Annotated in this window: 2 protein-coding genes (1 of these 2 cut by a window edge); both read right to left on the minus strand. The window is 76.3% G+C overall.

Going from position 1 to position 18,198, the window contains the following annotated elements:
* On the minus strand, positions 1-6,457 hold the 5' end (the start) of the coding sequence (locus LX83_RS38010) for a type I polyketide synthase (RefSeq protein WP_301328757.1). The gene continues 7,031 nt to the left of window position 1, outside the view; 6,457 of the gene's 13,488 nt are visible here — the first part of the coding sequence; its start codon is at positions 6,455-6,457; its stop codon lies beyond the left edge, outside the window.
* Entirely contained in the window at positions 6,454-18,096 is an 11,643-nt protein-coding gene (locus tag LX83_RS23870) for an SDR family NAD(P)-dependent oxidoreductase (RefSeq protein ID WP_253775107.1), read from the minus strand. The genes LX83_RS38010 and LX83_RS23870 overlap by 4 nt, the downstream gene beginning before the upstream one ends.
* Between the last annotated feature and the right edge of the window lie 102 nt (positions 18,097-18,198).

Here is an 18,198-nt window from a genome sequence, read left to right on the forward strand (position 1 = left end):
CGCCCCGCGCCGCGATCAGCCTCCGGGCATCCGCCAGCGAGAACACGCCCGCGATGTGGGCGGCGGCGAACTCGCCGACGGAGTGCCCGGCGACGAAGTCCGGCCGCACGCCGTGCTCGGCCAGCCGCCGGGCCAGCGCCACCTGGAACTCGAACAGCGCGGGCTGCGCGAACTCCGTCCGATCGAGGTCGGCGTCCGCCAGGTCCAGCCCCAGCAGCTCGGCCCCCATGCCCGCCCGCTGCGTGCCCTGGCCGCTGAACAGCAGCGCCGTGGCGCCGTCGACGACCCGGCCTTCGGCGAGCACCGTGCCGTCCGGCAGCCGCACCGCGCGGTGGGCGAACTCCGACCGCGTCGTCACCAGGGAGTGGCCGACGTCCACCGGGGACTCGTCGGCCGGCAGCCGCTCGGCCAGTGCCGCGAGCGCGGTGGGGTTGCTGGCCGAGAGCACCCAGGGCACCGGCGGCCCCGGCTCGGGCCGGGCCGCCCGCTCGGGCTCCGGGACGCCTTCGAGGACCACGTGGGCGTTCGTCCCGCTGATCCCGAACGAGGACACCCCGGCCCTGCGGGGACGGCCGGCGTCGGGCCACGGCCGCGCCCGGGTGGCCAGCTCCACGGCGCCCGCCGACCAGTCCACGTGCGGGGACGGCTCGTCGGCGTGCAGCGTCGCCGGAACGTGGCCGTGCCGCATCGCCAGCACCGCCTTGATCACCCCGGCCACTCCGGCGGCGGCCTGCGTGTGCCCGAGGTTGGACTTGACCGAGCCGAGCAGCAGCGGCCGCTGCCGGTCCTGGCCGTAGGTGGCGAGCAGCGCCTGCGCCTCGATCGGGTCACCCAGGGCCGTTCCGGTGCCGTGTGCCTCGACCACGTCCACCTCCGAGGTGGACAGTCCGGCGCTGGCGAGCGCCTGGCGGATGACCCGCTGCTGGGCGGGGCCGTGCGGCGCGGTGAGGCCGTTGGACGCGCCGTCGGAGTTGACGGCGCTGCCCCGCACGAGCGCCAGCACGTCGTGGCCGTTGCGCCGCGCGTCGGAGAGCCGCTCCAGCACGAGCACCCCGGCGCCTTCGGCCCAGCCGACGCCGTCGGCGCCGGCCCCGAACGACCGGCACCGGCCATCGCGCGAGAGCCCGTCCTGGCGGGCGAACTCCTCGAACGGCGCCGGGGTCGCCAGCACGGTCACGCCGCCGGCCAGCGCGAGTGTGCACTCCCCCGCGCGCAGCGCCGCCGCGGCGGAGTGCAGCGCGACCAGCGAGGAGGAGCACGCCGTGTCGATCGTCAGCGCCGGGCCCTGCAGGCCGAGGACGTAGGCGATCCGCCCGGACACGATGCTGCCGGGACTCGTCGTGCCCGCGCCGACGCCGTAGTCGTGGTACATCACGCCGGCGAACACACCGGTCCGGCTGCCCCGCAGGGACAGCGGCGGGATGCCGGCGCGCTCCACCGCCTCCCAGCCGACCTCCAGCAGGATCCGCTGCTGCGGGTCCATGCTCGTCGCCTCGCGGGGCGAGATCCCGAAGAACTCCGCGTCGAACCCGGCCGCGTCGTCCAGGAACCCGCCCGCGGCCGCGTACCCGGCGGGGCTGGTGTCCCAGCCGCGATCGTCCGGGAACGCCCCGATCGCGTCCCCTTCCGCGCAGAGCAGCCGCCACAGGTCCTCGGGGGTGTGGACGCCGCCGGGATAGCGGCAGGCCATGCCGATGATGACGACCGGGTCGTCGGCCACAGGCACTGCCACGTCCACAGTGGACTTCTCGGGTGCGGGAGCCAGGGACGCCAGCAGGAACCGGGCCAGCGCCCGGGGCGTGGGGTGGTCGAACACGGCGGTCGCCGGCAGGCTCAGCCCGGTGGCGGCGCCGAGCCGGTTGCGCAGTTCGATCCCGGCCAGTGAGTCGAACCCGAGGTCGCGGAAGGGCCGGTCGGCGTCGAGCACCGCCCCGTCGTCGTGGCCCAGCACGAGTGTCACGTGCGCGCACACGAGTTCGACGAGTTCCCGCTCGGTGGCGCCGGGCAGCCGGCCCCGGCCCGGCTTGGGGGCGGGCTCCGCCCTCGGCGCCAGGCCCCGCAGCACGCCGGGCAGGTCCGGCCGCTGCCGCAGTGCGGCGACGTCGAAGGGCACGGCCGCCAGGACCGGCTCGGCGGCGGCCAGTGCCCGGTCGAAGGCCGCCAGCGCGTCCGCGACCGGCAGCGGGAGCACCCCGGAGCGGGCCAGCCGGCGGTGGTCGGCCTCGGTCAGGTGCCGCGTCATCCCGGTCTCGCCCGCCCACAGTCCCCATTGGACGGACAGCGCGGACTTGCCCTCGGCCCTGCGGTGTTCGGCGAGCGCGTCGAGGAAGGCGTTGGCCGCCGCGTAGTTGCCCTGCCCGGCCGCGCCGAGCACGGACGCGGCCGAGGAGAACACCACGAACGCGTCGACGTCGCCGAGCAGCTCGTGCAGGTGCCACGCGCCGTCGACCTTGGGGCGCAGCACGGCGGCCAGCCGGTCCGGGGTCAGCGCGGCGACCACGCCGTCGTCGAGCACGCCAGCCGCGTGGACGACCGCGCTCACCGGCCGGTCGAGCGTGGCCAGCACGGCGGCGAGCGCGTCCCGGTCGGCCACGTCGCAGGCGCGCACGTCCAGACCGGGCACGGCGGCGCCGCCGCGGGTGAGCAGCAGCAGGTGCCGGACGCCGTGGTGCTCGACGAGGTGCCGTGCGACCAGCGCGCCGAGTCCGCCGCCGGCGACCAGAACGATCCCGTCGGGGTCGAAGGCCACCGGGGCGGGCACCGCGGCGAAGCGGCTCAGCCTCGGCACGTGCGCCACGCCGCCGCGGACGCGGACCTCGTCCTCGCCGTCGACCAGCAGCGGGTCGCCGTCGGTGTCGACCAGCACGAACCGGCCGGGGTGCTCGGCCTGCGCGGCGCGCACGAGCCCAGCGGCGGCCGCCGTCGCCAGCTCTCCGCCGGTGACCAGCACCAGTCGCCCGGCCGCCCGCTGGAGGCACCGCAGTGCGACGGCCGCCGCGTGGTGCGCGGCCTCGACCGGGTGTCCGTCCGCGGGCAGCCGGACGACCTCGTCGTCAGGGCCGGGTGGGTGTCCGGTGGCGGGCACCCACTCCTTGCGCCACAGCGGCGCGGCCGCCCGGACCGACCGCAGGGGCCGGAGGGTGAGTTCGTCGACGCCGAGCACCGGCAGCCCGGTGGGGTCGGTGGCGGTCAGCGCCACGCTGTCCGGGCCGGTGCGCCGGATGCGGACCCGCAGTTCTCTCGCTCCCGTGGCGTGCACCGTCAGCCCGGTGACGGCGAACGGCATCGCCGCGGCGTCCACCCCGGTCCACGGCAGGGCGTGCAGCGCGGCGTCCAGCAGCGCGGGGTGCACGCCGAACGCGCCCGTTGCCACCTCCTCGGGCAGCCGGACGCGCGCGAACACCGCGCCGTCCTGGCGCAGCACCTCGCGCAGCCCTCGGAAGGCCGGGCCGTAGGAGAACCCCTCCAGCGCCTCGTAGAACCCTTCGAGGTCAACGGCTGGCGCGTCCGCCGGCCAGGCGAAGGTGTCGGGGTTGGCCGGGCTGGCGTCCACGGTGCCCGTCGCGTGGCGGGTCCACGAACCGTCCCGTCTGGAGTGGACGGTGACGGCGCCGACGGCGTCGATGACGAGGGTGAGTTCCGTCTCGGCGGTGAGGACGAGGGGTTCCTCAAGCACGAGTTCGGCGATCCGGGTGTGCCCGAGGTCGGCGGCCGCGGCCGTCACCAGCTCGGTGAAGGCCGTGCCTGGCAACACCGGCACCCCGTCGACCACGTGGTCGGCCAGCCACGGCTGGCGGGTGAGCGAGAGCGTGCCCGTGCGGACCACCCCGCCCTCCGGCCGGTCGACCCGGTGCGCCAGCAGCGGCGCCCCGGCCACGGTGCCTGGCCAGAACCGCCGCCGCCGGAACACGGTCGTCGGCAGGTCGACCCGGGCGGCGCCGGGGAAGAGCGGCGCCCAGTCGACGCGGACCCCGTGGATGTGCAGGCGGGCCAGCGCGGTCAGCGCCGTCACCTGCTCGTCGCGGTCGGCCCGCAGCAGCGGGACCGCGTCCACGTGCGCGGCGGCCAGCCCGGACAGCACTGCCGAGGGACCGAGTTCGGCCAGCACCGTCGTCCCGGCGTCCACCGCGGTCCGCAGCGCGTCGGCGAAGCGGACGGTCCGGCGCACGTGGTCGACCCAGTACCGCGGCGAGCGGATCTCGTCACCGGCGAGCCGCCCGGTGACGGTGGACACGATCGGGATCTCGGCGGCGCCGAAGGACAGCCCCGACACGACCTCCTCGAACTCGGCCAGCATCGGGTCCATCAGCGGCGAGTGGAAGGCGTGGCTCACCGCCAGCCGGCGCGTGCGGCGGCCCAGGCCGGCGAAGTGCTCGGCGACGGCCGTGACCTCGGCCTCGGTCCCCGAGACGACCACCGAGGACGGCCCGTTGACCGCGGCGACGCCCAACCCCGGCGCGAGCGGGATCTCGTGCTCGGCGGCCTCGACGGCGGCCATCGCGCCCGCCTCGGGCAGCGCCCGCATCAGCCGGGCGCGCTCGGTCACCAGCGTGCGCGCGTCGGCCAGGGACAGCACGCCGGAGACGTGCGCCGCGGCGATCTCGCCGATGGAGTGGCCGATCAGGTGGTCCGGCCGCACGCCCCAGGACTCCAGCAGCCGGAACAGCGCCACTTCCAACGCGAACAGCGCGGGCTGCGCGAACTCCGCGCGGGTGGCGTCCGCGCCGGGCGCGAGCGCGCCGCCGGCGGCGTGGAAGGCGTCCGCGAACACCGGGTAGTGGGCGGCCAGCCCGGCTCCCATGTCCACGCGCTGTTCGCCCTGCCCGGAGAAGGCGTACGCCAGCACGGGGTCGGTTCTGCCCCGGCCGGTCAGCGCGGCGGCGCCGCCCGCGATCGCGCGCAGGCCCTGGCGCAGCTGCTCCGGGTCGTGCGCGAGCACCACCGCCCGCTGCGCGAACGCCGTCCGGTGCACGGCCAGCGCACGCCCGAGGTCGCCGGCGGGCAGGTCGGGCGCCACCTTCGCCAGTGCCGCGGCCTGGGCCCGCAGTGACTCGGTGTCCCGGCCGGACACCAGGATCGGGACCGGCCAGGACGTGGGCGCCGGCTGCCGCGGTGGCGCCGCCGGGGCCTGTTCGAGGATGACGTGGGCGTTCGTGCCGCTGACGCCGAACGCCGACACCGCCGCGCGGCGCGGGGTGTCCTCCGCCGGCCAGGCGCGCGCGGTGTGCAGCAGCGCCACCGCGCCCGCTGCCCAGTCCACCCGGGACGACGGCGGGTCCGCGTGCAGGGTGCGGGGCAGTTCGCCCCGGCGCAGGGCCTCGGTCATCTTGAGCACGCCGGCGATGCCCGCGGCCGCCTGGGTGTGCCCGAGGTTCGACTTGAGCGAGCCGAGGAACGCGGGCCGGTCGCGGTCCTGCCCGTAGGTGGCGAGCAGCGCGGCCGCTTCGATCGGGTCGCCGAGCCGGGTCCCGGTGCCGTGGGCCTCGATCGCGCCGACCTCCGGCGCCGACAGACCGGCGTCGGCGAGCGCGGCCCGGATGACCCGGCGCTGCGCGCGGCCGTTGGGGGCGGTGAGGCCGTTGGAGGCGCCGTCGGAGTTCACCGCGCTGCCCCGCAGCACCGCCAGCACGGGGTGACCGTGGCGGCGGGCGTCGGAGAGCCGCTCCAGCACGACGACGCCGGCGCCCTCGGACCAGCTCGTGCCGTCGGCGCCGTCACCGAACGCCTTGGCCCGGCCGTCGGCAGCGAGCCCGCCCTGCCTGCTGAACTCGGCGAACACGCCCGGGGTGGTCATCACGGTGACGCCGCCGGCCAGCGCCAGCGAGCACTCCCCCGCGCGCAGCGCCCGCGCCGCGAGGTGCAGCGCGACCAGCGAGGCGGAGCACGCGGTGTCGACGGTGACCGACGGGCCCTGCAGGCCGAAGGTGTACGAGACCCGCCCGGACAGGCTCGCGGCGGCGGTGTTGGCGCCGATCCCGAGCGCCGGTTCGTGCACGAGCAGGTCGCGGTAGTCCTGGCCGTTCGTGCCCACGAACACCCCGACCGGTTCGCCGTGCACCGAGGCCGGCACGATCCCGGCGCGTTCGAACGCCTCCCAGGTGATCTCCAGCAGGACGCGCTGCTGGGGGTCCATCGACAGCGCGTCCTTGGGCGAGATGCCGAAGAAGTCCGGGTCGAACTCGTCCGCCCCGGTCAGGAAGCCGCCGTGGGCGGGGACGCCGGGCGCCAGGTGCCAGCCGCGGTCGGCGGGGACGGCGGTGATGGCGTCCGTGCCCTCGGCCACCAGTCGCCACAGCTCCTCGGGTGAACTCACCCCGCCGGGGAACCGGCAGCCGGCGGCGACGAGCGCGATCGGCTCGCGCCCGCCGGTCTCCAGCTCGTTGATCCGCCGCCGCGCCCGGCGCAGGTCCGCGGTGGTCCGCCGGAGGTAGTCCAGCAGCTTCTGCTCGCTGCTCATCCCAGCTCCCGGTCGATGAGTTCGAAGAGGTCCTCCGCGCTCGCCCCGGCGAGGTCGTCGCCGGGGTCGTCAGCGGAGTCGTCAGCGAGGCCGTCAGCGAGGCCGCCGTCCTCGGGCTCGTCCGGGTCGGCCAGGTGTTCGGCCAGCGCCCGGGCGGTCGGGAACTCGAACACCAGGGCGGCCGGGAGGGCGACACCGAGTTCGGCGGCCAGCCGGTTGCGCAGTTCGACCGACGTCAGCGAGGTGAAGCCGGCGTCGGAGAACGGTCGGTCCGGATCGAGCCGGGCGGGCGCGCTGTGCCCGAGCGCCGCCGCCGCGTGCCGCACGACCAGGTCGAGCAACGCCCGGCGGCGCGCGGTCCCGGTCAGCCCGTCGAGGTCGGCGCGTCTGGTGGCCGGGGCGTGCAGTTCGGCGAGCAGCGGGCTCGGGCGGCCGGCGGTGAACTGCTCGGCGAACACCGGCCAGTCGACGTCGGCGACGACGACCGACGGCTCGTCGCGGCCCAGGGCCTGTTCGAGCGCGGTCAGCGCGTCCTGCGGCGCCAGTGGCCGCACGCCCTCGGCGTGCACGCCCCCCGCCGCCATGCCCTCGCCCGCCCAGGCGCCCCACGCCACCGACAGCGCGGGCAGGCCGAGCGAGCGGCGGTGTTCGGCCAGCCCGTCGAGGTAGGCGTTGGCCGCCGCGTAGCTGCCCTGCCCACCGCCGCCGACCACCCCGGCCAGGGAACTGAACAGCACGAACGCCGAGAGGTCGTGGCCGAGGGTCAGCTCGTGCAGCCGCCGGGCCGCGTGGGCCTTGGGTCGCCACACCGCGTCGAAGCGTTCGGGCGTCAGCGAGTCGACGATGCCGTCGTCGAGCACTCCCGCGGCGTGCACGACGGCGGTGAGGTCGGGGTGCGCGGCGACGAGCCCGGCCAGCGCGGCGTCGTCGGTGATGTCCACGGCGTGCGCGGTGACCCGGGTGCCCGCCGCCGCCAGTTCGGCGACGAGCGCGGGGGCGCCGGGCGCGGCGAGCCCCCGGCGGCTGGCCAGGACGAGGTGGTCCGCGTGCCCGGCGAAGCAGCGGGCCACCTGCGCGCCCAGCGCCCCGGTCCCGCCGGTGACCAGGATCGTGCCGTGCGGCCGCCAGGCGCGGGACGGGGTTCGCGGTGCCCGGACCAGCCGGCGGCCGAACACCCCGTCGGGGGCGATGCGGACCTGGTCCTCACCGGTGTGCCCGGCCAGTACCCGGACCAGCTTGCCGAGCAGGTCCTCGTCCAGCGCACCGGGCAGCTCGACCGAACCGAGCCAGCGGCGCGGCTTCTCCAGCGCGAGCACCCGGCCGAGGCCGCGCACGGCGGCGTGCTCGGGCCGGCCGGCCGTCAGCGCCCAGACGCCGACCTCGTCGTCCAGTTCGCGGTCCAGCGTCAGCAGCTCACGGCAGTCCGAGGTGGACAGCACGACAGCGTCGGGCCGCGGGGCCTGCCGGAGTCGCTGGGCGAAACCCGCGCCCGAGGCGAGGAGCACCACCTCGGCGCCGTGGCGGGCCAGGCCCTCGCCCAGCCCGGGTGGCGGGTCGACGAGCAGCCAGGTGCCCGACAGCGCCGCCGGCGCGGTCTCGACCGGCCGCCACTCGATGCGGTAGGCCCGGCCGCCGTGGTCGTGGCCGGGCCAGAAGTGCTCGCGCTGGAAGGCGTAGGTCGGCAGGTCCGCCCGGTGCGGCGACACCCCCGGGAACGCGGGCGCGAAGTCGACGGCCACCCCGTCGGTGAACAGGTCCGCGACCGCGTGCAGCACCGAGTCCGGTTCGTCCCGCAACGCCGGCGCGCACACCGCGTCCTCGCCCAGGATGCCGCGCGCGAGCACGGTCAGGCTCGCGCCGGGGCCGACCTCGACCAGGCGTCTCGCCCCGGCTCTCCCGGCGGCCAGCACCGCCTCGGAGAACCGCACGGTCTCGCGCAGCTGCCGAACCCAGTACGCGGGTGTGCGCAGGTCCTCCTCGCTGGCGAGGGCTCCGGTGAGGGTGGAGACCACGGGCGTGCGCGGGCTCCGGTAGCTGATCCCGGCGGCGACCTCGCGGAACCGCGCGAGCACCGGCTCCACCAGTGCGGAGTGGAACGCGTGGGACACCCGCAGGCGCCGGCCGCCGCCGAAGCGCGACGCGACGCGGGTGACGGCGTCCTCGGGCCCGGAGATGACCACCGAACCCGGCCCGTTCACCGCGGCGACGGACACCCCGGGCTCGCCCGCCACCTCGTCCTCGGCCGCGTCGAGGGCGATCATCACCCCACCGGGCAGCGTTCGCATCAGCCGCCCCCGGGCCGTGACCAGGGTCGCGGCGTCGGCGAGGGAGAGTACCCCGGCGACGTGCGCGGCGGCGATCTCGCCGACGGAGTGGCCGAGCAGCAGGTCCGCGCGGACCCCGAACGACTCCAGCAGGCGGCAGGTCGCGACCTCGACGGCGAACAACGCCGGCTGGGCGAACTCGGTCTGGTCGAGGTCGCCGTCGAGCAGTCCGGGCGGGAACGCCGCGCGCACCTCGTCGTGGGCCTCGGCGAACGCCGGATACGCCGCGCGCAGCGCCTGTCCCATCCCGGCGCGCTGCGACCCCTGGCCGGAGAACAGGAACGCGGTGCGCCCGTCCGGTCGGGCGGCGCGCACGCGCAGCGCACCGGTCAGCGCCGCGCGCAGCTCGTCCCGCGTGTGTCCGAACAGGACGGTGCGGTGGGTGAGCGCGGCCCTGCCCCGAGACAGCGCCGCGCCGACCTCGGCCGCCGATCCCGGCCCCGGCCAGCGCGCCAGCCGGTCGGCCTGCGCCCGCAGCGCCGCCTCGGTGTGTCCGGAGAGGACCCACGGGACGAGCCCGCCGGTCCCGGGGGCCCGCTCGGGCGGGTCACCGACCTCTTCCGGGGTGGCCTCCTCCAGGATGAGGTGCGCGTTCGTGCCGCTGATGCCGAACGAGGACACCGCCGCACGCCGGACCCGCCCGGTCTGTGGCCACGGCCGGTTCTCCCGCACCAGCTCGACCCGCCCCGCCGACCAGTCGATCTTCGACGACGGGGCGTCGACGTGCAGGGTCGCCGGGATCTCGCCGTGGCGCAGCGCCAGCACCGCCTTGATCACGCCCCCGACCCCGGCGGCGGCCTGGGTGTGGCCGATGTTGGACTTCAGCGAGCCGAGCAGCAGCGGCCGCTGCCGGTCCTGCCCGTAGGTCGCGAGCAGGGCGTGCGCCTCGATGGGGTCACCCAGGGCGGTGCCGGTGCCGTGCGCCTCCACGAGGTCGACATCGGCGGGGGTGAGCCCGGCGTCGGCCAGCGCGGCCCGGATCACCCGCTGCTGGGCGGGCCCGCTGGGCGCGGTCAGGCCGTTGGACGCGCCGTCGGAGTTGACCGCCGACCCGCGGATGACGGCCAGCGGCCGGTGCCCGTGGCGGCGGGCGTCGGACAGGCGCTCCAGCACCAGCACGCCGACGCCCTCGGACAGCCCGGTGCCGTCGGCGGCCTCGGCGAACGCCTTGCACCGCCCGTCGCGCGACACGCCGCCCTGTCGGCTGAACTCGGCGACCGGGTCCGGGGTCGCCATCGCGGTGACGCCGCCGGCGAGCATGAGCGAGGTTTCGCCGGACCGCAGTGACCGCACCGCCCAGTGCAGCGCGACCAGCGAGGACGAGCACGCGGTGTCCAGGGTGACCGCGGGTCCTTGCAGGCCGAGCACGTAGGCGATGCGCCCGGAGGCGACCGCGCCGGAGACGCCGGTGAGCACGTGTCCGCGCAGCTGCTCGGCTTCCCGCACCACGCAGTGGTAGTCGTGGTAGCCGACCCCGGTGAAGACGCCGGTGTCGGTGCCGGCCAGCGCGCGCGGGTCGATGCCAGCGCGTTCGAGTGCCTCCCAGGTGGTCTCCAGCAGCAGGCGCTGCTGCGGGTCCATGCTGAGGGCCTCGATCGGGGAGAGGCCGAAGAAGTCCGCGTCGAACTCGGCCACGTCGGGCAGGAAGCCGCCGAACCCGGCCGGTTCGCCGTCGAGCGCCCAGCCGCGCCCGTCCGGGACCCCGGTGACCGCGTCGACGTTGTCCGCCACCAGCCGCCACAGGTCCTCCGGCGAGGCGACCCCGCCGGGGAAGCGGCAGGCCATGCCGATCACGGCGATGGGCTCCTCGGTCGACACCGGCGCCGGTGCGCGCACCCGCCGGGCGGCGCGGCCCTCGACCAGCCCGGTGAGGTGTTCGGTGAGCGCACCGGGCGTGGGGTGGTCGAAGACCAGCGTCGTCGGCAGGCGCAGCCCGGTCAGTCCGGCCAACCGGTTGCGGAGTTCGACCGCGGTCAGCGAGTCCACGCCGAGGTCCCGGAACGCGGCGTCGCGGGACACCGTCCACTCCGGACCGTGGCCGAGCACCGCCGCCAGCGTTGCGCGGATCAGGTCGCCGACGGCCTCGGGGCTCCTGTCGCGGGCCTCGGCCCGGCCCCGGGTGCGGAAGACCTCGCCGAGCACCGGCGGGACCGCGGCGGGCGCGTCGGCCGTCCAGAGCACCGGCGCCACGACGGGGGCGTCCGTGCGCACCGCGGCGTCGAACAGGCGCAGCGCGGCCTCGACGTCCAGACAGGACAGTCCGGCCGGGGCCAGCCTGCGCCGGTCGGCCTCGCCGAGCTTGCCCATCATGCCGATCTCGGCCGTCCACGGCCCCCACGCCAGGGACACCGCGGGCAGCCCCCGGTGCCGGCGGTGCGCGGCCAGCGCGTCGAGGTAGGCGTTGGCGGCCGCGTAGTTGGCCTGGCCCATGCCGCCGAGGACACCGGCGATCGAGGAGAACAGCACCAGGTCCGCGGTCCCGGCGAGTTCGTGCAGGTTCGCGGCCCCGTCGATCTTGGGGCGCAGGACCCGGGTCAGCTGCTCGGAGGTCAGCGCCTCGACGAGGGCGTTGTCGACGACCCCGGCGAGGTGGACCACGGCGCTGAGGGTGCGGCCGGCCACGGCGGCGGCCAGCGCGGCGCGGTCGGCGACGTCCGCCGCCACCACCGTGACCTCGGCGTCCAGATCGTCGAACTCGGCCGCGTCACCCCCGGACCGGCTCAGCAGCAGCAGTTCGCGCACGCCGTGCTCGCGGACGAGGTGGCGGGCCAGTGCCCGGCCGAGACCACCGGTGCCGCCGGTGATCAGCACGGTGCCCTCGGGTTTCCAGCGGCGTGGCGCGGGTTCTGCCGGCACCAGCCTGGGCACCAGCGTCCCTCCGTCACGCACCCGCAGTTCCGGCTCGCCAGGCGGGAGCAGGGCTGGCGGCCCGGCGTCGCTGTGGACCAGGATGAACCGGCCCGGGTGCTCGGACTGCGCCGAGCGCACCAGGCCGCCGGCGGTGGCCCCGGCGAGGTCCTCGCCGACGACCACGGTCAGCGGCGCCACCGGCCCGGCCAGCCGCTCCTGGATCACCCGCAACACCGACCGCGCGGCCGCGTGCGGATCCGGCTCGTCGAGCACGAGCACGTCCCCGACGGGGTCGGTCGCGTCGACCGGGTCCCACCGCAGCTGGTACAGCCCGCCGGAGGGCACCGGTGGCCGGAGGACCACGCCGTCGACGGAGAGGATCACCGCACCGGCGGCGTCGGCGACCGTGACGGCGATCGTTCCCGGCGCGGTCCGGGTGAGCAGGGCCCGCGCGGGCGTCGCACCGGGCAGGTGGAGCCGGGCCCCCGTCCACGAGAACGGCATCCAGTCGGCGGGAACACCGACCAGCGCGGCGGCCTGGAGGGCGACGTTCACCGCGGCCGGGTGCGCGCCGTAGCGGGCGGCGTCGGCCGGGGGCGGCTCGATCTCGACGTGGGCGGACGAGCCGCACGACCAGGCCCGGCGCAGGCCCCGGCACTCCGGCCCGTACCAGGCCCCGTGCGCTGCCAGCTCCGCGTAGAAGTCGCTGACGTCCAGTTCCGCCGCGGTTGCGGGCGGCCCGTCGAGCACCGCGCCGGCGGGGCCGTCGGTGCCGAGGACCGCGGTGGCGTGCAACACCCACGGCAGGCCGGCCGCCCGCCGGGCGTGCACGGTGGCGCGGGTGCCGGTCACGACCACGCGCGCCTCGGCGGGCAGCACCAGCGGCGCGTGCAGGACCAGTTCCTCGATGCCGTCCACCCCGGCCTGCGCGGCGGCTTGGAACACGAGTTCGGCGATGCCCGTGCTGGGGAACACGATCTCCTCGCGCACCCGGTGCTCGCCCAGCCACGGCTCCGCGTCGGGCGCGAGCCGAGCGGTCAGCACCACGCCGTCCATCCCCGGCAGCTCCACGACGTCGCGGATCAGCGGGTGCCCGGAAGCGGGCCGGCCCGCGCCGGCGTCGAGCCAGAACCTGCGGTGCTGGAAGGCGTAGGTGGGCAGGGCGACCCGCCGGGCACCGGCGAACACCGCCGTCCAGTCGACCGGGCAGCCGTGCGTGGCGAGCACCCCGAGGGCGAGGTGCACCTGCGTGAGGTCCCCGCTGCCGCGCCTGGTCGTGCCGGTCACGGCGGCCGCCGCACCCGCGTCCGCCGCGGTCTGCTCGATGGCTCCGGTCAGCACCGGGTGCGGGCCGACCTCCAGGAAGAGGTCGTGACCGGCGGCGAGCAACGCGCGGACCGCCCGCTCGAAGCGGACGGGCTGGCGCAGGTTCCGGTACCAGTAGCCGGCGTCCAGCGAGTCGAACTCGCCGAGCGAGGAGAAGAACGGGATCGCGGGGGGCCTCGGCTCGATCGACGCCAGCTCCCGAGGCAACCGCTCCGCCAGGCGCTGCACCGCGGCCGAGTGCGAGGGGTAGTCCACGGCGATCCGCCGGACGCGGGGATCATCGAGGATCGACTCGACCTGCCCGGAGACGACCACCGAACACGGGCCGTTGACCGCGGCGATGTCCAGCCGGTCCCCGATCAGTGCCCGCACCTCGTCCAGCGGCGCCGCCACCGACGCCATGCCGCCGGTGCCCGCCAGTTCCTCGGCGATCAACCGGCTGCGGACAGCCACCACCCGCGCGCCGTCGGCCAGTGACAGCGCGCCCGCGACGCAGGCCGCGGCGATCTCGCCCTGCGAGTGCCCGACCACCGCCGCGGGTTCGACACCCCACGAGCGCCACAGGGCCGCCAGGGACACCAGCACGGCCCACAGCACGGGTTGCACCACCTCGACCCGCGACAGCGCCTGCTCGTCATCGAGCGCTTCGAGCGGTGCGAAGTCCACGTGCGGTTCCAGTGCCCGCGCGCACTCGGTGAGCGTCTCGGCGAACACCGGTGCGGTCTCCAGCAGCTCCCGCGCCATGCCGGTCCACTGCGCACCCTGGCCGGGGAAGACGAAAACCGGTCGGCGCTCGCGGTCCGCGACACCGGTGACCAGCCGGTCGTCCGGCTCGCCCCGGGCCAGCGCGGCCAGTGCCGCGCGCAACTGGTCGCGGTCGCGGCCCACGACCACGGCCCGGTGGAGCAGGTGGGCCCGGGTGGTCGCGAGGGAGAACCCGACGTCCGCCGGACTGCCGTGCTCCACTGTGGACAGCCGCAGCGCCTGGGCGCGCAGCGCTTCCGGTGTCGCGGCGGACAGCGGCCAGCACCCGGGACCGTCGGCGGGTCGCGGCTCCAGCGCCGGGTCCGCCGCTTCCAGGACCACGTGCGCGTTGGTCCCGGTGATCCCGAACGAGGACACCGCCGCGCGCCGCGGTCCGTCCCACCGCCGTGCCCGGGTCAGCAGCCGCAGCGGGGAGTTCGCCCAGTCCACCTGGGCCGAGGGCGCTTCGGCGTGCAGGGTCGGCGGCAGCACGGCGTGCCGCATCGCCTGAACCACCTTGATGACACCCGCGACCCCGGCCGCGGCCTGGGTGTGCCCGATGTTGGACTTCAGCGAGCCCAGCCACAGCGGGGTGGCCCGGCCCGGCCCGTAGGCCGCGATCAGCGCGTTCGCCTCGATCGGGTCGCCGAGCACGGTGCCGGTGCCGTGCGCCTCGACGACATCGACCGCCTCGGCCGAGAGGGCGGCGTCGGCCAGTGCGGCCCGGATGACCCGCTGCTGGGCGAGCCCGCTGGGCGCGGTCAGGCCGTTGGACGCGCCGTCGGAGTTGATCGCGCTGCCCCGCACCACGGCCAGCACGTCGTGCCCGTTGCGCCGGGCGTCGGACAGCCGCTCGACGACGAGCACGGCCGCGCCCTCGGCCCAGCCGGTGCCGTCGGCCGCCGCGGCGAAGGACCGGCACCGGCCGTCCGGGGAGAGCCCGCCCTGGCGGGAGAACTCAAGGAACACCCCGGCGCTGGCCATCACGGTCACCCCACCGGCCAGCGCGAGCGAGCACTCCCCCGCCCGCAGGGCGCGCACCGCGGAGTGCAGTGCCACCAGTGCGGACGAGCACGCGGTGTCGAGGGTCAGCGCCGGGCCTTCGAGCCCGAGGGCGTAGGCCACCCGCCCGGCGACCATCCCGGTGAGCGTGCCGGTCAGGGCGAGCCCGCCCGCGGTCCCGGTCACCTCGTGCAGGCGCGGGCCGTAGTCCTGCGCCATCGCGCCGAGGTAGACCCCGGTGTCGCTGCCGGCGAGCCGCGTCGGGTCGATCCCGGCCCGTTCGACGGCCTCCCAGGCGACCTCCAGCGCGAGCCGCTGCTGCGGGTCCATCGCCATCGCCTCGCGCGGCGAGATCCGGAACAGGGCCGGGTCGAAGCCGGCCGCGTCGTGCAGGAAACCCCCGCCCCCGGCGGTGATCCCGGCGGTGTCCCAGCCGCGATCGGCGGGCAGCGGCCCGATGGCGTCGCCGCCACGGGCGACGAGTTCCCACAGGTCCTCCGGGGAGGCGACGCCGCCGGGAAGCCGGCACGCCATTCCGACGATCACCACGGGATCGGTGTCGCCCGCCGGCCGCGGTTCGGGTGGTCGCGGCGGGGTTTCCGGCGCGCACGCGCGCAGGTGCTCGACGAGGGCGGCGGGGGTCGGGTGGTCGAACAGCGCGGTCGAGGGCAGTTCGACCCCGGTGGCGCGCGAGACGCGGCGGCGCAGCTCCACCGTGGCCAGCGAGTCGACACCGAGCGCGCTGAACGGGATCCCGCTGCTGGCGTCGATGTCCCGCCGGCCGAGCACCAGGCCGAGTTCCGCGGTCACCACCGCGGCGACATCGACGGCCGTAGTGGGCGCGACCGGGTCCGGCACGCTGTCCAGCCAGTACCGCTGCCGCTGGAAGGGGTAGGTCGGCAGGCTCGTCCGCCGGCCGCCCGGGTAGAGCACCGACCAGTCGACCGGCACACCGCGGACGTAGGCGGCGGCCAGCGCGGACAACAACTGCGCGACGCCGTCTCCCCTGCGGCGCAGGGCGGGGATGAACTCGTGATCACCCTCCAGGCAGGCCGCCGCCGGCACCGAGAGAGCGGCCGAGGGGCCCAGTTCCAGGAAGGTGGTGGCGCCGAGCGCACCCAGCGACCGGACGGCGTCGGCGAACCGGACAGTGGCCCGCACGTTGCCGATCCAGTGCTCCACCGAGGTCACCTCAGCGGGCGTGACCTGGCCTCCGGTCACCGTCGAGACCATCGGCAGCCGCGGTGCCCGCAGGGTCAGGCCGCGCACCACCTCCGCGTACTCGTCGAGCATCGGGTCGGTGAGCGGCCCGTGCCCGGCGACCTGGACGTTGACCCACTTCGGTGCCCAGCCCGCGGCCTCGGCGAGCCGCGCGCACTCCGCCAGCGCGCTCGTGGCCCCGGACAGCACCACCTCGCTCACGCTGTTGACCGCGGCGACGCCCACCAGGTCCTCGCGCCCCGCGAGCAGCGTCGCGGCCTCGGCCTCGGGCGCGCGGACGACGAGCATTCCGCCGCCCGGTGGCAGCGACTGCATCAGCCGCCCCCGTGCGGTGACCAGCGTGCACGCGTCCGCCAGCGACAGCACTCCGGCGACGTGGGCGGCCGCGATCTCGCCGAACGAGTGCCCGCACACCAGTGCGGGCCGCACGCCGAACGACTCGACCAGCCGGTAGGCGGCCACGTGGAAGGCGAACAGCGCGGGCTGGATGAACTCGGTGCGGTCCAGCGTCTCGCCGTCGTCCCCGAAGACCAGGTCCCGCAGCCCGGACGGGCAGTGCGCGCAGACCTCGTCGAAGGCCGCCGCGAACACGGGGAACGTCCGGTGCAGGTCGGCGCCCATCCCGGGCCACTGGGTGCCCTGCCCGGCGAACAACGCGGCGACCTCGCCGCCGGTGACCCGCCCGGTGACCACACCGGGCGCGGACACGCCCTCGGCCAGCGCGGCCAGTCCTCGCGCCACCTCGGTGCCGACGACGACCGCGCGCCGCTCGAAGTGCGTGCGGGTCGTCGCGAGGGAGAAACCGGTGTCCGCGGGCGATCCCAGGGGTTCGATCCGGGCGGCCTGCTCGCGCAGGGCGTGCTCGGTTCGCGCCGACAGCGGCCACGCCAGCACGTCCGGAACCGGTGGCTCCGGTGGGCGGACGGCGGGCGGCGCCGACTCGAGCACCAGGTGGCAGTTGGTGCCGCCGAGTCCGAACGACGAGACCCCGGCGAGCCTGGGCGCACCGGTCCACTCGGTCAGCCCGGTGACCACTCGCAAGCGCCACTCCTCGAGGGCGATCAGCGGGTGGGGACTGGCGTAGTTGAGGCTGGCCGGCAGCTGCCCGTGGTGCAGGCCGAGCGAGGTCTTGATGAGCCCGGCGACGCCGGCGGCCCCGTCCAGGTGCCCGATGTTGGTCTTCACCGAGCCGACCAGGAGCGGCCGGGCCCGGCCTTCGCCCAGTGCCGCCCCGAGCGCCGCGGCCTCCACCGGGTCGCCCGTCGGGGTGCCGGTTCCGTGCAGCTCCACGTAGTCCACGGCGCCCGGGGCCACGCCGGCGTGCCGGTAGGCCGCGCGCAGCAGCGCCTCCTGGCCGGCCGCGTCCGGCGTGACCAGGCCCCCGCGCGCGGGGTTGCTGTTCACCGCACCGCCCCGCAGGACGCAGTAGACGCGGTCGCCGTCGCGCAGTGCGTCGGACAGCGGCTTCAGCACGACGATCCCGCCGCCCTCACCGCGGACGATGCCGTCGGCGCGGGCATCGAAGGTGAAGCAGCGGCCGCGCGGCGACAGCACCCCCATCCGCTCCAGCGCGAGTTCCCGCTCGGCGAGCAGGTTCAGGGTGACCCCGCCGGCGAGCGCGAGTTCGGATTCGCCACCGCGCACGCTCTCGGCGGCCAGGTGCACCGCGACCAGTGAGGACGACTGCCCGGAGTCCACCGTGACCCCGGGACCGGTCAGGCCGAGGACGTAGGAGAGGCGGTTGGCCAGCATCGACCGGCTGAGTCCGGGCGTGGTGTGCGGCCCGACCGCGTCGGCGCCCCGCCGGTCGGCCAGCACGGTGTAGTCGTCGGCGGTGGCCCCGAGGAAGACCCCGACGCGGCGGTCGCGCAGGCCGCCGGGGACGATCCCGGCGTCCTCAAGGGCTTCCCAGCCCAGTTCGAGCGCCAGCCGGTGCTGCGGATCGATCTGTGCGGCCTCCCGAGCGGGGATGCCGAAGAACTCCGCGTCGAAGCGGTCGACGTCGTCGAGGTAGCCGCCGTCGAGGTGGCCTCGGCCTGCCGGTGCCGGGCCGAGGGCGTGCCTGCCCTCGGTCAGCAGCCGCCAGAACGCCCGGGAGTCCGGCGCGCCGGGCAGTCGGCAGCCCAGCCCGACCACCGCCACGGAACGGCTTGCGGCACTGCGCGGTTCCACTCACCACCTCCACGGGAAATCCGCGAACCCCCCTCGGGGAATCCGCTTTCCCAGCACGGTGCTCGGACGGGATGAACAGGGCGCGGCACGGACCGACGGCAA

This window comes from Goodfellowiella coeruleoviolacea (genome assembly GCF_024171785.1).
GTDB lineage: Bacteria > Actinomycetota > Actinomycetes > Mycobacteriales > Pseudonocardiaceae > Goodfellowiella > Goodfellowiella coeruleoviolacea.